At 59.8% G+C, this 17,240-nt stretch carries 16 protein-coding genes; 10 read left to right on the top strand and 6 right to left on the bottom strand.

Annotated elements, in window-relative coordinates; all coding sequences use genetic code 11:
- The first annotated feature begins 111 nt into the window (after positions 1–111).
- Entirely contained in the window at positions 112–564 is a 453-nt protein-coding gene (locus PSH97_RS25695) for a response regulator (protein WP_305447168.1), read from the top strand.
- Between the two features lie 94 nt (positions 565–658).
- Here the strand turns inward: PSH97_RS25695 and PSH97_RS25690 are convergent, their stop codons facing one another.
- Positions 659–2,830, bottom strand: a complete 2,172-nt coding sequence (locus tag PSH97_RS25690) for a malate synthase G (protein ID WP_305447167.1) — start codon at positions 2,828–2,830, stop codon at positions 659–661.
- On the opposite strand from PSH97_RS25690, the gene PSH97_RS25685 reads away from it, so the two are divergent.
- Both PSH97_RS25685 and PSH97_RS25680 read left to right on the top strand, forming a co-directional pair.
- Positions 2,813–3,085: a hypothetical protein gene (locus PSH97_RS25685; RefSeq protein ID WP_305447166.1), complete on the top strand. Its 273-nt coding sequence runs from the start codon at positions 2,813–2,815 to the stop codon at positions 3,083–3,085. The genes PSH97_RS25690 and PSH97_RS25685 overlap by 18 nt on opposite strands.
- 253 nt (positions 3,086–3,338) lie before the next feature.
- Complete coding sequence (locus tag PSH97_RS25680) at positions 3,339–3,857, top strand: glycine cleavage system protein R (protein ID WP_038981174.1); 519 nt, start codon at positions 3,339–3,341, stop codon at positions 3,855–3,857.
- 215 nt (positions 3,858–4,072) lie between these two features.
- Here the strand turns inward: PSH97_RS25680 and rarD are convergent, their stop codons facing one another.
- The 5 genes from rarD to PSH97_RS25655 all read right to left on the bottom strand — a co-directional run bounded on the left by rarD (position 4,073) and on the right by PSH97_RS25655 (position 9,999).
- Complete coding sequence (gene rarD, locus PSH97_RS25675; RefSeq protein ID WP_038981175.1) at positions 4,073–4,960, bottom strand: EamA family transporter RarD; 888 nt, start codon at positions 4,958–4,960, stop codon at positions 4,073–4,075.
- Between the two features lie 175 nt (positions 4,961–5,135).
- A complete protein-coding gene (locus tag PSH97_RS25670) occupies positions 5,136–6,110 on the bottom strand; it encodes a serine/threonine protein kinase (RefSeq protein WP_223487583.1) in 975 nt (324 codons plus the stop codon).
- Between the two features lie 208 nt (positions 6,111–6,318).
- Positions 6,319–8,220, bottom strand: coding sequence for a PhoX family protein (locus PSH97_RS25665; protein ID WP_305447165.1), 1,902 nt, complete (start codon positions 8,218–8,220; stop codon positions 6,319–6,321).
- A 210-nt stretch (positions 8,221–8,430) separates the two neighbouring features.
- Entirely contained in the window at positions 8,431–9,195 is a 765-nt protein-coding gene (locus tag PSH97_RS25660; protein ID WP_305447164.1) for a TOBE domain-containing protein, read from the bottom strand.
- A 63-nt stretch (positions 9,196–9,258) separates the two neighbouring features.
- Positions 9,259–9,999, bottom strand: coding sequence for a ComF family protein (locus tag PSH97_RS25655; protein ID WP_305447163.1), 741 nt, complete (start codon positions 9,997–9,999; stop codon positions 9,259–9,261).
- A gap of 90 nt (positions 10,000–10,089) precedes the next feature.
- Between PSH97_RS25655 and bioB the strand changes: the two genes are divergently transcribed.
- The 7 genes from bioB (at position 10,090) to PSH97_RS25620 (ending at position 17,166) form a co-directional block, all read left to right on the top strand.
- Positions 10,090–11,145 carry a biotin synthase BioB gene (gene bioB, locus PSH97_RS25650; RefSeq protein WP_038981183.1) on the top strand — a complete coding sequence of 352 codons (1,056 nt, stop codon included), beginning with the start codon at positions 10,090–10,092 and terminating at the stop codon, positions 11,143–11,145.
- 136 nt (positions 11,146–11,281) lie between these two features.
- On the top strand, positions 11,282–12,460 hold the full coding sequence (gene bioF, locus PSH97_RS25645) for an 8-amino-7-oxononanoate synthase (RefSeq protein WP_305447162.1): 1,179 nt from the start codon (positions 11,282–11,284) through the stop codon (positions 12,458–12,460).
- Positions 12,453–13,184, top strand: coding sequence for an alpha/beta fold hydrolase (locus PSH97_RS25640; RefSeq protein ID WP_305447161.1), 732 nt, complete (start codon positions 12,453–12,455; stop codon positions 13,182–13,184). Before bioF ends, PSH97_RS25640 begins: the two co-directional genes overlap by 8 nt.
- Positions 13,177–13,989 carry a malonyl-ACP O-methyltransferase BioC gene (bioC, locus tag PSH97_RS25635; RefSeq protein ID WP_305447160.1) on the top strand — a complete coding sequence of 271 codons (813 nt, stop codon included), beginning with the start codon at positions 13,177–13,179 and terminating at the stop codon, positions 13,987–13,989. Before PSH97_RS25640 ends, bioC begins: the two co-directional genes overlap by 8 nt.
- Positions 13,986–14,666, top strand: a complete 681-nt coding sequence (gene bioD, locus PSH97_RS25630; RefSeq protein WP_305447159.1) for a dethiobiotin synthase — start codon at positions 13,986–13,988, stop codon at positions 14,664–14,666. Before bioC ends, bioD begins: the two co-directional genes overlap by 4 nt.
- A gap of 120 nt (positions 14,667–14,786) precedes the next feature.
- Positions 14,787–15,083 carry a pyrroloquinoline quinone biosynthesis protein PqqE gene (locus PSH97_RS25625; RefSeq protein WP_305447158.1) on the top strand — a complete coding sequence of 99 codons (297 nt, stop codon included), beginning with the start codon at positions 14,787–14,789 and terminating at the stop codon, positions 15,081–15,083.
- 277 nt (positions 15,084–15,360) lie between these two features.
- Positions 15,361–17,166 carry a phenylacyl-CoA dehydrogenase gene (locus PSH97_RS25620; RefSeq protein ID WP_305447157.1) on the top strand — a complete coding sequence of 602 codons (1,806 nt, stop codon included), beginning with the start codon at positions 15,361–15,363 and terminating at the stop codon, positions 17,164–17,166.
- Positions 17,167–17,240: the final 74 nt, after the last annotated feature.

Genomic DNA, 17,240 nt, shown 5'->3' with positions numbered 1-17,240 from the left:
AAACCTCCTACATTGCCTATTGGAAATGTTTCCGACGAAGTGCACATTGAAGTCTGCTGAGCGATGTCTGACCACTGTGTCAGGGATCGAATCGAAAACGTTGAGAAAGCCATGTCCGACCACGATATTTTGAGTGATGCCGAGCGCGAAGCGCTCAGTGCCGTTATGTTGGAACCTGACTTGCCCCCGCAGCGGGTACTGATCGTCGATGACGATAAGGACTCCAGGGAGTTGCTGTCGGAAATTCTGGGACTGGACGGCATTCGGTGCATGACGGCGGCCAGCGGCGAAACCGCGCTCAAGATGCTGGAGGAGAAGCCATCGATCGGTCTGGTGATTACCGACCTGCGGATGGGCCACATTGACGGTCTGGATTTGATCCGTCAGGTGCGGGAGTCGGCGCGTGCGGCGTTGCCGGTCATCATCGTTTCCGGTGATGCCGACGTGAAGGATGCGATCGAAGCCATGCATTTGCACGTCGTGGACTTTCTGCTCAAACCTATCGATAGCGGTAAATTGCTTGAATTGGTCAAGCATGAGCTGGGGATTGAGCCTTTGTCGTGATCGTTCCAATGCTCCGCGTGGGAACGATCAATCTGAAGCAAAAAAGCCCCGATCTTTCGATCAGGGCTTTTTCATGTCCGGCGTCAGCGTTTACTCAAAGGCCAGCCTTGAACTCGCGACGACGACGGTGCAGAACCGGCTCGGTATAGCCGTTCGGCTGTTTGGTGCCTTCGACCACCAGTTCGACCGCCGCCTGGAAGGCGATGTTGCTGTCGAAGTTCGGTGCCAGCGGACGGTACAGCGGGTCGTTGGCGTTCTGACGGTCAACCACCGGCGCCATGCGCTTGAGGCTTTCCATCACCTGATCTTCAGTGACGATGCCGTGGCGCAACCAGTTGGCGATGTGCTGGCTGGAAATACGCAGCGTCGCACGGTCTTCCATCAGGCCGACATCATTGATATCCGGCACTTTCGAACAACCCACGCCCTGGTCGATCCAGCGCACCACGTAGCCAAGAATGCCCTGGGCGTTGTTGTCCAGTTCGTTCTTGATCTGTTCCGCAGTCCACTGCGGGTTCACCGCCAACGGAATGGTCAGGATGTCGTCCACCGAAGCGCGAGCACGTTTGGCCAGTTCGGCCTGACGGGCGAATACATCGACCTTGTGGTAATGCAGCGCGTGCAACGCGGCGGCGGTCGGCGAGGGAACCCAGGCGGTGTTGGCGCCGGCCATTGGGTGGGCGATTTTCTGTTCGAGCATCGCGGCCATCAGGTCCGGCATGGCCCACATGCCTTTACCGATCTGGGCACGACCTTGCAGGCCAGTGCTCAGGCCGATGTCGACGTTCCAGTTCTCGTAGGCGCTGATCCATTTCTCAGCCTTCATGTCGGCCTTGCGCACCATCGGGCCGGCTTCCATGGAGGTGTGGATTTCATCGCCCGTGCGGTCGAGGAAACCGGTGTTGATGAACACTACGCGCTCGCTGGCCGCCTTGATGCAGGCCTTGAGGTTGACCGTTGTACGGCGCTCCTCGTCCATGATCCCGACTTTGAGGGTGTTGCGCGGCAAGTCGAGGACGTCTTCGATGCGACCGAACAGCTCGTTGGTGAACGCCGCTTCTTCCGGGCCGTGCATCTTCGGCTTCACGATATAGACCGAGCCGGTGCGGCTGTTCTTGCGCGAGTTGTTGCCGTTGAGGCTGTGGATCGCCGCGAGGCAAGTCACCAGACCATCGAGAATACCTTCCGGTACTTCGTTGCCGTCCTTATCGAGGATCGCGTCGATGGTCATCAGGTGACCGACGTTGCGCACGAACAACAGGGAACGACCGTGCAGGCTCAGTTCGCTGCCATCTGGGGCGGTATAGGTGCGATCGGCGTTCATGGTGCGAGTAAAGGTCTGACCGCCCTTGGAGACTTCTTCCGACAGATCGCCCTTCATCAAGCCGAGCCAGTTGCGGTAGATCACTACTTTGTCATCGGCATCGACCGCGGCAACCGAGTCTTCGCAGTCCATGATGGTGGTCAGCGCGGCTTCCATCAGGATGTCTTTGACACCGGCCGCGTCGGTCTGGCCGACCGGGGTGCTGGCATCGATCTGGATTTCGAAGTGCAGGCCGTTGTTTTTCAGCAGAATTGCGGTCGGTGCAGCTGCGTCGCCGTGGAAGCCGATCAGTTGGGCATCGTTGTGAAGACCGGTGTTGCTACCGCCTTTGAGAGCGACGACCAATTTGCCGTCAACGATCTTGTAGCCGGTGGAGTCGACGTGGGAGCCGGCAGCCAAGGGCGCGGCTTCGTCGAGGAAGGCGCGGGCGAAGGCGATGACCTTGTCGCCGCGAACCTTGTTGTAGCCTTTGCCTTTTTCCGCGCCGTTCGCTTCGCTGATGGCGTCGGTGCCGTAGAGCGCGTCATACAGCGAACCCCAGCGGGCATTCGAGGCATTGAGCGCGAAGCGCGCGTTCATCACCGGCACCACCAGTTGTGGACCGGCCATGCGGGCGATTTCGTCATCGACGTTTTGTGTCGTTGCCTGGAAATCAGCCGCTTCTGGCAGCAGATAACCGATGTCTTGCAGGAAGGCTTTATAGGCCACTGCGTCGTGTGGTTGACCGGCACGGGACTGGTGCCAGCCATCGATACGAGCCTGGAAATCATCGCGTTTGGCGAGTAGGGCTTTGTTCTTCGGCGCCAGGTCATGAATGACCTTGTCGGCACCGGCCCAGAACTTATCGGCGGTGAGGCCGGTACCGGGAATGGCTTCGTTGTTCACGAAGTCGAACAGGACTTTGGCGACCTGCAGGCCACCGACTTGAACGTGTTCAGTCATTGCTTGCCTCACTCTGCTCAGCTATTTCGCTTTTCAGCTCTTCAATTTAACAATGAAGCCTCTGGCCATTTAAACCACAAACCCTTCTACCAGTACATGCCATTGCTGGCGGCTGGGTTCGATCCGATCAACGGCCTTGCGGCCTTGCTGACTGGGCTTTCAGGGTTGCGGCGGCGCCTGCGGCAGACATCGATTCAGCGTTATGTAGTGCGCGCTGCGGCATACTACATGATGAATTGCGGTTGTGAAAATTAGACTAATTACGTCGTTCTGCGACCCCATGACGCATTGCGGTCATGCCGGGGAACGGGATGTTCTCAAAAAACTATTGGATTGTTCCAGTTAAATATAGAAACTTGTACACGATTTATGATTTGGCAGGATTATTGGTGGTGCCCGCGAAAGGGCCGGTCGATTCAACACACAATCGAATCTACTCCAGGCACCCATCAACCCCTTGCCTATACTTGTTTTTCTATAACAAAAGTCATGACCAGAGGGCTGCGCCATGGACCATCTCGTACTCACTGTAATCGCTCCAGACAAGCCCGGGCAGGTCGAGCGCATTGCTCAATGCATTGCCGAGCATGGCGGTAACTGGCTGGAGAGCCGCATGTCGCGTATGGCCGGACAGTTCGCCGGGATTCTTCGGGTGGGCGTGCCGGCTGAAGCCTACGATGAACTGGTAGACGCCCTGCAAGGACTGTCGACCCAGGGCATCCGCGTGCTGATCGCCGAAAGTGGCATCGAACAGTCCTGCACCTGGAAGCCGATTGCCATGGAACTGGTGGGCAATGATCGTCCGGGCATTGTGCGAGACATTACGCGTCTGTTGAGTGAGCAGGGGGTGAACCTGGAGCAGTTGGTGACCGAAGTTCGGCCGGCGCCCATGAGCAGCGAGCCGCTGTTCCATGCCGAGGCGATTCTTGCGGTGCCACTGACCTTGTCGCTGGAGGTGCTGCAATCGCGCCTGGAAACCCTGGCAGACGATCTGATGGTCGAATTGGTACTGCGCAGCGAACCCTGAAAAGGTTATCCAAGTTATACGTGCACCTGCCTGTGGATAACCTGTAGAGACACTTCGCCAGGCCACGTCGGCCGGTGCTCTTCAGGATCTGATCAAAAAACCAGCAGTTTCAGTGACTTGCGCACAAACGCCGGGGATCACACTGTGGATAACCTTGGGAAGGATGGATGCAGGCCACGGGAGACGTGGCCTGTAGAGCTTTGTACGTTTTCTGATCAGCTACGGCGGCGCAGACTTATCCACGCGTCGACGCTGTAAACCGCCAGACCGGCCCAGATAAAGATGAACGCCACCAGCGTGCTGGACGACAAGTGCTCGCCAAACAGCAAAACGGCTTGCAACAACACCAGCGTCGGCGCCAGGTACTGGAGAAACCCGAGGGTGGTGTAGGGCAAGTGCCGGGCGGCGGCGTTGAAACACACCAGCGGCACCAGCGTCACCGGACCTGCAGCCACCAGCCACCAGGCTTCGGAGGTGGTCCAGAATTCGGCTTGCGCGCTGCTCGCCGTCGGATTGAACAGCAACCAGGCGACGGCAATCGGCACCAGCATCCAGGTTTCCACCACCAGTCCCGGCAGCGCCTTGACCGGTGCCTGCTTGCGGATCAGTCCGTAGAAGCCGAAGGTCAATGCAAGCACCAGCGACACCCACGGCAGGCTGCCGACCTGCCACACTTGCTGCGCAACACCGACCGCCGCCAGGCCAACCGCCAGCCATTGCATGCGCCGCAGCCGTTCGCCGAGGATCAGCATCCCCAACAACACATTTACCAGCGGGTTGATGTAGTAACCGAGGCTGGCTTCGAGCATGCGTCCGTTGTTCACCGACCAGACGTAGGTCAGCCAGTTGGCGGCGATCAACGTGCCGCTCAGGGCCAGGATTGCCAGCCGCCGCGGATTTTCACGCAGCTCGCGCCACCAGCCGGGATGCTTCCAGACGAGCAGCAGCAAAGCGCCAAACAGCGCGGACCACAGCACTCGGTGGATGATGATCTCCACGGCGGGCACGCTGGCGATGGCTTTGAAGTAGAGCGGGAACAGGCCCCAAATGATGTAGGCACTCAGGCCCAGGATGTACCCGCGACGCGGGTTGGCGGCTTGCATGAGAATCCTTGCTTAGGCAGCTAACAAAGAGGGGGATTGTAAGGAGATTTGTCGGGATATGTCGCGGACCTTGTGGGGGCAGGCTTGCTCACGAAAGCGGTCATTCAGTCAACATCTCTGTTGAATGTGAAACCGTATTCGCGAGCAAGCCTGCTCCCACATTGGATTTGGTTCGTCAGAACAGCTTCAGTGGTTCTTCATTGAGTGCGGCGAGTTGCTCACGCAGCGCCAGCACTTGATCGCCCCAATAGCGCTCGGTGCCGAACCACGGAAAGCTGCGCGGGAAGGCCGGGTCATCCCAGCGCCGGGCGAGCCAGGCGCTGTAGTGCATCAGGCGCAAGGCGCGCAGCGGTTCGATCAGCGCCAGTTCCCGCGGATCGAAGTCGTGGAATTCGTTGTAGCCGTCCATCAATTCCGACAACTGTCCCAGACATTCCTGACGATCACCCGCGAGCATCATCCAGATATCCTGCACTGCCGGGCCCATGCGGCAGTCGTCGAGGTCGACGATGTGGAACATCTCGTCGCGGCACATCATGTTGCCGGGGTGGCAATCGCCATGCATGCGGATGTTCTGGTGCGGCGTGGCCTTGTAGACCTCTTCGACGCGCTTGAGCAGATCGCGGGCCACGGACTCGTAGGCCGGCAGCAAACTTTTGGGTACGAAATTGCCTTCGAGCAGGGTCGTCAGCGAGTCATGACCGAAGTTCTTCACTCCCAGCGCTTCACGGTGTTCGAACGGTTTGGTAGCACCGACTGCATGCAGTCGACCCAGCAACTGGCCCAGGCGATACAACTGATCGAGATTGCCCGGCTCCGGGGCTCGGCCGCCACGGCGGGGGAACAGGGTGAAACGGAAACCGTTGTGTTCGTGCAGGCTGGCACCGTTGTGGATCATTGGCGCGACCACCGGTACGTCGCACTCGGCGAGTTCGAAGGTGAATTGGTGCTCTTCGAGAATCGCTTCGTTGGTCCAACGCTGCGGACGGTAGAACTTGGCGATCAGCGGCTCGGAGTCTTCGATACCGACCTGATAGACGCGGTTCTCGTAGCTATTGAGCGCCAGAATGCGTGCGTCACTGAGAAAGCCGATGCTTTCGACGGCATCGAGCACGAGATCGGGGGTGAGGGTTGCAAACGGGTGGGCCATGCTGACTCCTGCGCGCAGCAGGCTGCCGCGTCCGGCCAAACATGGTAGCGCAGACGGGCTGTCTTTAGGGGGATCGTTCCCATGGGATCGTTCCCACGTTCTGCGTGGGAATGCCTCACCGGACGCTCCGCGTCCGATTTTGGGACGCAGAGCGTCCCGGGCTGCATTCCCACGCAGAGCGGGGGAATGATCATGAAGGGGGCGTTTATCAGGCGCCGACGATCCCGCCATCCTCGCGGGAAATCGCCATCACCGAAGACCGTGGCTTGCCGTTGGGCAGATGCTCGGGGAACGTCGACCCACCGTTTTCCCCCGGATGCTGAATCCCGACAAACAGGGTTTTCTGATCTGGCGAGAAGCTGATCCCCGTCACCTCGCAGCCCACCGGCCCGACCATGAAGCGGCGGATCTCACCGGTCACCGGGTCGGCACAGAGCATCTGGTTATTGCCCATGCCCGCGAAGTCACCTGCGTTGCTCGAATCGCCATCTGTGAGGATCCACAAACGCCCTGCCTCGTCGAAACCCAAGCCGTCCGGGCTGTTGAACATGTTCTGCGGAGTGATGTTCGACGAACCGCCCTTGGGCGTACCGGCGTGGACACCCGGGTTGCCGGCAACCACAAACAGGTCCCAGGCAAAACTTTTCGAGCCGTGATCGTCGCGGTCGGTGCGCCAGCGCAGGATCTGCCCGTAAACGTTCTTCTCGCGCGGGTTCGGCCCGCCCACCGGTTGGCCTTCTTCGCCGCGTTTGGCGTTGTTGGTCAGGGTGCAATAAACCTGGCCGTCCTTGGGGCTGACGACGATCCATTCCGGACGGTCCATGCGCGTGGCGTTGACGGCGCTGGCTGCGAGGCGTGCATGAATCAGCACTTCGGCCTGATCAGCAAAACCGCTGTTGGCATCGATGCCGTTCTTGCCGTGGGTCAGTTCGATCCACTGGCCTTGGCCTTTGGGGTGATCGGCATTGCCGTCGCCCGCATCGAAACGCGCCACGTACAAGGTGCCGTGATCCAGCAGGTCGCGGTTGGCCTTGGGGTTTTTGTGGTTGATCTTGTCGCGGCTGACGAATTTGTAGATGAACTCGCCACGTTCGTCGTCGCCCATGTACACCACGGCGCGACCGTCATTGGTTTCGGCCAGTGCGGCGTTTTCATGTTTGAAGCGGCCCAGCGCGGTGCGTTTGACCGGCGTCGACTGCGGATCGAACGGGTCGATTTCCACCACCCAACCGTGGCGGTTGAGTTCGTTGGGGTTCTTCGCCAGATCAAAGCGCGGATCGTGTTGATGCCAGTTGATATCTTTGCTGGCCACCACCGCGCCGTAGCGTTTCTGCGCGGCATCAAACTTCTGCTCGGCATTGCTACTGCCGAAGCAGTCGGTGAAGTTCTCTTCGCAGGTCAGATAAGTGCCCCACGGCGTCTTGCCGTTGGCGCAGTTCTGGAAGGTGCCGAGGACTTTCTTGCCGTGTTTGTCGGCGCTGGTTTTCATCAGCTTGTGACCCGCTGCAGGGCCGCTCAGTTTGATGGGGGCGTTACCGTGAATGCGCCGGTTGTAGCGCGAGCCCTGGACGAACTGCCACTGGCCGTTCTTGCGCTGCACTTCAATTACCGAGACGCCTTCGCAGGCCAGGGCCTTGCGCACGTCTTCGGCCGATTGCGGCATGCCGCCGTGGGGGTAGAGGTAGCGGTAGTTGGTGTATTCGTTGTTGATTGCCATCAGCGCCCGGTCTTTTTCACCGGGGAATTCGAACAGGCTCATGCCGTCGTTGTTATCGCCGAACTGGACTTCCTGCGCCTCGGCGGTGCCGTTACCGCTCGGGTCGAACGCCGGGCCATTGTTTTGCAGTGGCTGGCCCCAGCTGATCAGCACCGAGGACTTGTAGCCCGGCGGCAGGGTGATGGCGTCGGTCGTGGCGGCGGCGATGCTGTCAAAACCCAACAGTTTGCTGGAGCCGGCGCTGACGCTGGCGGCCAGCACACTGCGACTCAGCAAATTGCCACCGAGAAACATCGCTGCACCGCAGAGGGCACCAGCGCTGATGAAGCCTCGACGGCTGAGGCCAACCATCTTTTCGAGGTCGGTGGGTTGGTTGTCTTCTAATAGGCTCACATCAGGCTCCCTGCGGGTTTTTGCAGTCACCTTAATGGTGGTCGATGAAGGTTTTGTTGCAGCCTGCTGTATTTTTGTAGCAGCTGCCGAAGGCTGCGTTCGATTGCGAAGCGATCGTAAACTGCCAGCGCGATTCCCGGCGCCGGATCGCGACTGCTGCGCAGCCGAACGCAGCCTGCGGCAGCTGCTACGGAGTTGCGAATGTCTGATTTACAGCGGTGTGCCGAGCAGGATGTTGGATGGCGCGAACTGCACCTGCACCGGTTTACCGTCAGCAAGCCCGAGGGTTTTCAGGTACTGCGACTCGGCCAGGGCGCAAAGTGTCTGGCCATTGGGCAGGCCGATGCGCACTTCGCTGGGACCGTCTTCGGCGTCGAGGATTTCTTCGATCATGCCCTTCAGGCAATTGTTGCCGGGCGTCGCGGCTTGATTGATGTCCAGCAGTTCCAGCCAACCGGCCTTGATCAGTGCCACCACTTCGGTGCCGGTTTGCAGTTCCAGGCGCAGAGTGCTGTCGTGAGTGATCTGCGCATCGATACGCAAGCCTTCAGCCAGTTCAAGACGGATGCGGTCGTTGCGTCCCTGTGCATCGATCGCCACGACCTTGCCGTGCAGTTGATTGCGCGCGCTGGTTCTGAGCATCAGGCGACCGAGCAGGTCCAGGTCACTGGCCTCTTCGGCGGCTTCCAGCACCTGAGCCTGCAAGGCTTGCAGCTTTTGATACAGGCGTAACACGCGTTCGCCTTCGCTGGACAATTTGGCGCCGCCACCGCCCTTGCCGCCGACGCTGCGCTCCACCAGCGGTTTCTGCGCGAGGTTGTTCAGCTCGTCGATGGCATCCCACGCCGCCTTGTAACTCAGGCCCGCGCTTTTTGCGGCGCGGGTGATCGAGCCTTGTTCGGCGATGTGTTGCAACAACGCGATGCGTTGCGGACGACGGACAATGTGCTGGGACAACAATGGAGGCAAGGACATGGCGAGATGCTTTGGGCTGTGGCGATGGGGAGGACGTTGGCGGCTAGGCGCACGGGAGTCAAGTCAGGCTCCATCGCCAGGTTTTGGGGTGCGGGCCAGGCAGTAGACATCGACTCGCGCGGCGCCCGCCTCCATCAACAAGCGAGCCAGTGCCTGGGCGGTGGCGCCGGTGGTCAGCACGTCGTCGACCAATGCGAAGTGGCGGCCCTTGATCGAAGCCGCGGGCGTCAGGGCAAAGGCGTGGCGCAGATTCTTTTTGCGGGCGTCGGCATTCAGCTCTTGTTGCGCGCTGGTGTCCTGGATTCTCAGTAACAGCGTTTCATCACAAGGAATGTCGAGGCTGACGCTGAGCCAGCGGGCGAGCATCGCTGCCTGGTTGAAACCTCGCTGACGCAGACGTTTGGCGGCCAGTGGTACCGGTATCAGCGCATCGGGCCGATCCAGATCTTCATCGAAGCGATGTTGCAGGAATTGAGCAAGAAGTTCGGCGAGCAGGCGGCCAAACGGCCACTTTGCGCTGTGCTTGAACCGAGTGATCAAAGTGTCGACGGGAAAGCTGTAAGCCCAGGGGGCGGCAACTCGCTCAAACGCTGGCGGTTGTTTCAAGCATTGGCCGCACGTCAGGCCCGTGGCGGGTAAGGGCAGGGCGCAGGTTTGGCAGTGATCGCCCAGCCAGGGCAACTCGGTTTCGCAGGCCATGCAGATTGGCGTGGTGTCGTCTGCGGCTTCTGCGCAGAGCAAACAGGTTTGTTTGTTTTTTAACCAGATGTAAACCGGTCCTTCGTATCGTGGTTGACAGCGCATCGCTCTTCCTTAAATATGCCGAACATCCGTGTCGCGTCTGTGGGTATTCCATTCCCCAGCCGCTTGCCAAGCATAAACAAGGAAACGCCCATGAGCGCCAGCACCACTGCAACCCTGCGTCATGACTGGTCTTTGGCCGAAGTCAAAGCACTCTTCGTTCAGCCATTCAACGACCTGTTGTTCCAGGCGCAGACGGTGCACCGCGCGCATTTCGACGCCAACCGCGTCCAGGTCTCGACGCTGCTGTCGATCAAAACCGGTGCTTGCCCGGAAGATTGCAAATATTGTCCGCAGTCCGGCCACTACAACACTGGCCTGGAAAAAGAAAAACTGATGGAAGTGCAGAAGGTCCTCGAAGAGGCCGCTCGCGCCAAGGCCATCGGTTCGACCCGTTTCTGCATGGGCGCGGCGTGGAAACACCCGTCGGCCAAAGACATGCCGTACGTGCTGGAGATGGTCAAAGGCGTGAAAGCCATGGGCCTGGAAACCTGCATGACCCTCGGTCGTCTCGATCAGGACCAGACCGTCGCCCTGGCCGAAGCCGGCCTGGATTACTACAACCACAACCTCGACACCTCGCCTGAGTTCTACGGCAGCATCATCACCACCCGTACGTACAGCGAGCGCCTGCAAACCCTGGCTTACGTGCGTGATTCGGGGATGAAGATTTGCTCCGGTGGCATTCTCGGCATGGGCGAGTCCCTCGACGACCGCGCCAACCTGCTGATCCAGCTGGCGAACCTGCCGGAGCATCCAGAGTCTGTGCCGATCAACATGCTGGTGAAAGTCGCCGGTACGCCACTGGAAAATGCTGACGACATCGACCCGTTCGACTTCATCCGCATGCTCGCTGTCGCTCGCATTCTGATGCCGAAATCCCACGTGCGCCTGTCCGCCGGCCGCGAAGCGATGAACGAGCAGATGCAGGCCCTCGCGTTCTTTGCCGGCGCCAACTCGATTTTCTACGGCGAAAAACTGCTGACCACCGCCAACCCGCAGGCGGACAAGGACATGCAACTGTTCTCGCGTCTGGGCATCCTGCCGGAAGCGCGCGAAGAGCACGCCGACGAAGTGCATCAGGCCGCCATCGAACAGGCACTGGTGGAGCAGAAGAGCAGCGAGCAGTTCTATAACGCTGCTGTCTGATCGACGCCAAACCTGTAGGAGAGAGGCTTGCCCGCGAATGAAGCGCCTCGGTCATTCAGATTGACCGAGGTGCCTGGTTCGCGGGCAAGCCTCGCTCCTACAGAAGCTATACCTTTTGCCTACTCGCGAGGTCTGCATGTCTTTCGATCTCAGCGCGCGCCTTGCTGCCCGTCGTGCCGAAAACCTTTACCGTCAGCGCCCGCTGCTCGAGAGCCCTCAGGGCCCGGAAGTGGTGGTCGATGGTCAGCCATTGCTGGCGTTCTGTAACAACGATTACCTGGGCCTGGCCAATCACCCACAAGTGATCGAAGCCTGGCGCGCAGGGGCGTCGCGTTGGGGCGTGGGTGGTGGCGCTTCGCATTTGGTGATCGGCCACAGCGGCCCTCATCACGCACTGGAAGAAGCCCTCGCCGAGTTCACCGGGCGCCCGCGAGCATTGCTATTCACCACCGGTTACATGGCCAACCTCGGCGCGGTCACCGCATTGGTCGGGCAGGGTGATACGGTGCTGGAAGACCGGCTCAATCACGCGTCGCTGCTGGATGCCGGGTTGCTGTCCGGCGCGCGTTTCAATCGCTATCTGCATAACGATGCGGCCAGTCTGGCCAAGCGCCTTGAGAAGGCCACCGGCAATACGCTGGTAGTCACCGATGGCGTGTTCAGCATGGACGGTGACATCGCCGACCTGCCGGCGCTGGCGCGGGAAGCCAAGGCCAAAGGTGCCTGGCTGATGGTCGATGACGCTCACGGTTTTGGTCCGCTGGGGGCCAATGGCGGCGGGATCGTCGAGCATTTCGGTCTGAGTCAGGAAGACGTGCCAGTGTTGGTCGGCACCCTCGGCAAGGCGTTCGGTACGGCCGGTGCTTTTGTGGCTGGCAGTGAAGAGCTGATCGAAAGCCTGATCCAGTTCGCTCGCCCTTACATCTACACCACCAGCCAACCGCCGGCGCTGGCCTGTGCGACGCTGAAAAGCCTTGAGCTGTTGCGTAGCGAACACTGGCGACGCGAGCATCTGAATACGCTGATTCGCCAGTTCCGCCAAGGCGCCGAACAGATTGGCCTGGAGCTGATGGACAGCTTCACGCCGATCCAGCCGATCATGATTGGCGATGCCGGACGCGCGGTCCGGCTGTCGCAAATGCTGCGCGAGCGCGGTCTGATGGTGACGGCAATCCGTCCACCGACTGTGCCCGCAGGCAGCGCACGCTTGCGCGTCACCCTGACCGCCGCTCACAGCGAGGCGCAGGTACAGCTATTGTTAAATGGACTGGCCGATTGTTTTCAACAACTGGGACCGGAGCCAAGCCATGCGTGATCGTCTGATTCTGCTGCCGGGTTGGGGTCTCGGGATTTCGCCGCTGGAACCCTTGGCGGCGGCCTTGCAGGGTTTGGATGAGCACCTGCGCGTCGAGATCGAGCCGTTTCCGGAACTGGAATCGAGCGACCTTGAAGAATGGCTCGATGAGTTGGACTCGACGTTGCCACAGGATGCCTGGCTCGGTGGCTGGTCATTGGGCGGCATGCTGGCGTCCGAATTGGCGGCGCGACGGGGTGACCGCTGTTGCGGCTTGGTGACGCTGGCGAGTAACCCTTCTTTTGTCGCCCATGAACAATGGTCGAGCGCGATGCCCGGCGAGACCTTCGATGCGTTTCTGGCCGGCTGCAAAGCTGACTCGCGCATGACGTTGAAACGTTTTTCGCTGCTGTGCGCCCAAGGTGCCGAAGACCCGCGCGGGATATCGCGGCTGTTGCTCGCGGGTGCACCGCATACGTCTTCACCGGTGCTGATGAGCGGCCTGGAGTTGCTCGCTCAGCTGGATACCCGGCAAGCGTTGCAAGCGTTTCGCGGCCCGCAACTGCACTTGTTCGCCGGTCTCGACGGGCTAGTCCCGGCCGAAGCTGCCGGGGACTTGCTGGCACTGCTACCAGACGTCGAAATCGGTCTGATTGAACAGGCCAGTCACGCGTTTCTTCTGGAAGACCCCCACGGTGTGGCGGGGGCGATTCAGGCCTTTTTGCATGAGTTCGGTGATGACTGATTTATCCCTTCCCAACCTGCCTGGCGGCTTGCCCGACAAACGCCAGGTGGCGGCGTCCTTTTCCCGTGCGGCGGCGAGCTACGACAGCGTGGCCGAATTACAGCGCGACGTGGGCAGCGAGTTGTTGCGTCGGTTGCCGGAGGATTTTGTCCCTGCTCGTTGGCTGGATATGGGCTGCGGCACAGGGTATTTCAGCCGAGCCTTGGCGGAGAAGTTTCCTGCGAGCGCTGGCGTGGCGTTGGACATCGCAGAAGGCATGCTCAATCACGCCCGTCCCTTGGGCGGCGCGACTCATTTCATCGCGGGCGATGCGGAGCGCTTGCCGTTGCAGGACTCGACCTGCGACCTGGTCTTCTCCAGCCTGGCGGTGCAATGGTGTGCGGATTTCGCCTCGGTGCTCAATGAAGCGTATCGGGTACTGAAACCGGGCGGAATTTTCGCGTTTGCTAGTCTATGTGTAGGCACTCTGTACGAATTGCGCGATAGCTGGCGTCAGGTGGATGGCATGGTGCACGTCAACCGCTTCCGCGAGTTCGGTGTTTACCAGCAGCTTTGCGCGGGAAGTGGCTTGAAGGTCATCAGCCTTGAAACACATCCACATGTGTTGCATTACCCCGATGTCCGCAGCCTGACCCATGAGCTCAAGGCACTTGGGGCGCACAACCTGAACCCCGGTCGGCCGGGCGGTTTGACCGGCAGGGCGCGGATCCTTGGCCTGATCGAGGCTTACGAGCAGTTTCGTCAGGCACAGGGATTGCCGGCGACTTATCAAGTGGTTTACGCCGTGGTGGAGAAACCCTTATGAGCGCAGCCTATTTCATCACCGGTACTGACACCGATGTCGGCAAGACCACCGTCGCCGCAGGTTTGCTGCATGCCGCGCGATTGGCGGGCTTGAGCACGGCAGCGGGCAAACCGGTGGCCTCCGGTTGCGAGCTGACGCCCATGGGATTGCGCAACGCCGATGCGCTGGCACTGTTTGCCGAGTGTTCGATACCGTTGACCTACGATCAGGTCAATCCGGTCGCGTTCGAACCGGCGATTGCACCGCATCTGGCGGCGCGGGAGGCTGGCGTGGCGTTGACCGTGCAATCCCTGTTGACACCGATGCGGCAGATTCTCGATATGCAGGCCGATTTCACCTTGATCGAAGGCGCTGGCGGCTGGCGAGTGCCGTTGGCGGATCAGGACAATCTGTCGGACCTGGCGATGGCGCTGGGGCTGCCGGTGATCCTGGTGGTCGGTGTGCGGCTGGGTTGCATCAATCATGCACTGCTGACAGCCGAAGCGATCGCACGGGATGGTTTGCAGTTGGCAGGGTGGGTGGCCAATATCATCGATCCGAAGACCTCGCGCCTGGAAGAGAACCTTGCGACGCTGGCCGAACGGATTCCCGCTCCATGCCTGGGGCGGGTGCCGAAACTCAAGTCAGTGACAGCCGACGCGGTGGCCGCGCATCTGCAGCTGGATTTGCTGGACTGAGATTGTTGGCTTGGTTTTTACCTATGACAAGGCACTGTGCTATTAGTGTTTTTGTCGGGCCTTTTGTCGGCGTGTCTGGTTCAATGGCCGCTGTTGATCCTTTGTAGGACGAGTTCCCCCATGGAAATCTCAGGAAACACCGCTTTTTATGCCGGTCTGAGCACTATTCAGACAGGGCAGAACCGTGTCGATCAGGCTTCGGGGCAGATCGCCAACAACACCATCGAGCGTTCGGTCACCAGTCAATCCTCCGAGATTCAGGTCGATCGCTTGCGCTCGGTAGACCGCAGCCAGCAATCGGACTTGGCCAGCAATATGGTCGAGATGTCTCACGGCAAGTTCCAGGTGGAACTGGGCGTCAAAGTCGCCAAGGCATCCGATGAAATGCTTGGGACGCTGATCGATACTTTTGCATGATTCCTCGCTGAATCCGCTACTCCAACGCCGCGACAGTTCGCGGCGTTTTTCTGCGTAAGTCCTTCTGCCTCAACTAATCTCTCCTACATGGCGTGTTGCTCAGTCAACGGCGTTGCGCAACTGCGTGGCCGAGGTTTTCATGGTGCGATGACGAACGGCAAAAGATCGGCGCTTGACAAGAATTGGGCGTAAACGTATGTTTCAAACAACTGTTTGACCGCCACAACAAATCAACGCGGTCGTTCATTCCCGGTTACATCAGCAGAGGTTTATCGCTATGCCTGACTACAAGGCCCCCTTGCGTGATATTCGCTTCGTTCGTGACGAACTGCTCGGCTACGAAGCGCACTATCAGAGCCTTCCGGCTTGTGCAGACGCAACTCCGGACATGGTTGACGCCATTCTCGAAGAAGGCGCCAAGTTTTGTGAGCAGGTGCTGGCTCCGCTGAACCGCGTGGGTGACACCGAAGGCTGCACCTGGAGCGAGTCCGGCGTTAAAACCCCGACCGGTTTCAAGGAAGCCTACAAGCAATTCGTCGAAGGTGGCTGGCCAAGCCTGGCTCACGACGTAGAGCACGGCGGCCAAGGCCTGCCTGAGTCTCTGGGTCTGGCTGTCAGTGAAATGGTTGGCGAGGCCAACTGGTCGTGGGGCATGTACCCAGGCCTGTCCCATGGCGCGATGAACACCATCTCCGAACACGGTACGCCTGAGCAGCAAGAGGCTTACCTGACCAAACTGGTCTCCGGCGAATGGACCGGCACCATGTGCCTGACCGAACCGCACTGCGGCACTGACCTGGGCATGCTGCGTACCAAGGCCGAGCCTCAGGCCGACGGTTCCTACAAGGTGTCCGGCACCAAGATCTTCATCTCGGCCGGCGAACACGACATGGCCGACAACATCGTCCACATCGTTCTGGCGCGTCTGCCGGATGCACCGGCGGGCACCAAAGGCATTTCGCTGTTCATCGTTCCAAAATTCCTGCCAAACGCAGATGGCTCGATCGGCGCACGTAACGCTGTGACCTGCGGTTCGCTGGAACACAAGATGGGTATCCACGGCAACGCCACCTGCGTGATGAACTTCGACGCGGCCACCGGTTACCTGATTGGCCCGGCGAACAAAGGCCTGAACTGCATGTTCACCTTTATGAACACCGCACGTCTGGGTACCGCGCTGCAAGGTCTGGCTCACGCCGAAATCGGCTTCCAGGGCGGCCTGAAATACGCTCGCGATCGCCTGCAAATGCGCTCCCTGACTGGCCCGAAAGCGCCGGACAAAGCCGCTGACCCGATCATCGTTCACCCTGACGTACGTCGCATGCTGTTGACCATGAAGGCTTTCGCCGAAGGCAATCGTGCGATGGTTTACTTCACCGCCAAGCAAGTCGACATCGTCAAGTACGGCGTAGATGAAGAAGAGAAGAAGAAAGCCGACGCACTGCTGGCCTTCATGACTCCGATCGCCAAAGCCTTCATGACTGAAGTCGGTTTCGAATCCGCTAACCACGGCGTACAAATCTACGGCGGCCACGGCTTCATCGCCGAGTGGGGCATGGAGCAGAACGTTCGCGACAGCCGCATTTCAATGCTGTACGAAGGCACCACCGGTATCCAGGCACTCGACCTGCTGGGCCGTAAAGTGCTGATGACTCAAGGCGAAGCGCTCAAAGGCTTCACCAAGATCGTCCACAAGTTCTGCCAGACCAACGAAGGCAACGACGCGGTCAAAGAGTTCGTCGAGCCATTGGTTGCGCTGAACAAAGAGTGGGGCGAGCTGACCATGAAGGTCGGTATGGCTGCCATGAAAGACCGCGAAGAAGTCGGCGCCGCGTCGGTGGACTACCTGATGTACTCCGGTTACGCCTGCCTTGCCTACTTCTGGGCTGACATGGCGCGTCTGGCTGCCGAGAAACTGGCTGCCGGCACCACCGAAGAGGCGTTCTACACCGCCAAGCTGCAGACTGCGCGCTTCTACTTCCAGCGTATCCTGCCGCGTACCCGCACTCACGTTGTAACCATGCTGTCGGGTGCCAACAACCTGATGGACATGAAAGAAGAAGACTTCGCACTGGGTTACTAAGCCCTACGCAGTCCTTCATAAAGCCGCTGCTTCCTCGGGAGCAGCGGCTTTTTCATGCCTGACGCAAACGATCA

Source organism: Pseudomonas cucumis (assembly GCF_030687935.1).
GTDB classification, from domain to species: Bacteria; Pseudomonadota; Gammaproteobacteria; order Pseudomonadales; family Pseudomonadaceae; genus Aquipseudomonas; species Aquipseudomonas cucumis.
The sequence above is the reverse complement of the archived record's forward strand: the minus strand, read 5'-3'. Positions and strand labels throughout refer to the sequence as shown.

Coding starts and splice junctions, on each gene's coding strand:
- PSH97_RS25695 (WP_305447168.1), top strand. CDS start 112: ATGTCCGACCACGATATTTTGAGTGATGCCGAGCGCGAAGCGCTCAGT.
- PSH97_RS25690 (WP_305447167.1), bottom strand. CDS start 2,830: ATGACTGAACACGTTCAAGTCGGTGGCCTGCAGGTCGCCAAAGTCCTG.
- PSH97_RS25680 (WP_038981174.1), top strand. CDS start 3,339: ATGGACCATCTCGTACTCACTGTAATCGCTCCAGACAAGCCCGGGCAG.
- rarD (WP_038981175.1), bottom strand. CDS start 4,960: ATGCAAGCCGCCAACCCGCGTCGCGGGTACATCCTGGGCCTGAGTGCC.
- PSH97_RS25670 (WP_223487583.1), bottom strand. CDS start 6,110: ATGGCCCACCCGTTTGCAACCCTCACCCCCGATCTCGTGCTCGATGCC.
- PSH97_RS25660 (WP_305447164.1), bottom strand. CDS start 9,195: ATGTCCTTGCCTCCATTGTTGTCCCAGCACATTGTCCGTCGTCCGCAA.
- PSH97_RS25655 (WP_305447163.1), bottom strand. CDS start 9,999: ATGCGCTGTCAACCACGATACGAAGGACCGGTTTACATCTGGTTAAAA.
- bioB (WP_038981183.1), top strand. CDS start 10,090: ATGAGCGCCAGCACCACTGCAACCCTGCGTCATGACTGGTCTTTGGCC.
- bioF (WP_305447162.1), top strand. CDS start 11,282: ATGTCTTTCGATCTCAGCGCGCGCCTTGCTGCCCGTCGTGCCGAAAAC.
- PSH97_RS25640 (WP_305447161.1), top strand. CDS start 12,453: ATGCGTGATCGTCTGATTCTGCTGCCGGGTTGGGGTCTCGGGATTTCG.
- bioC (WP_305447160.1), top strand. CDS start 13,177: ATGACTGATTTATCCCTTCCCAACCTGCCTGGCGGCTTGCCCGACAAA.
- bioD (WP_305447159.1), top strand. CDS start 13,986: ATGAGCGCAGCCTATTTCATCACCGGTACTGACACCGATGTCGGCAAG.
- PSH97_RS25625 (WP_305447158.1), top strand. CDS start 14,787: ATGGAAATCTCAGGAAACACCGCTTTTTATGCCGGTCTGAGCACTATT.
- PSH97_RS25620 (WP_305447157.1), top strand. CDS start 15,361: ATGCCTGACTACAAGGCCCCCTTGCGTGATATTCGCTTCGTTCGTGAC.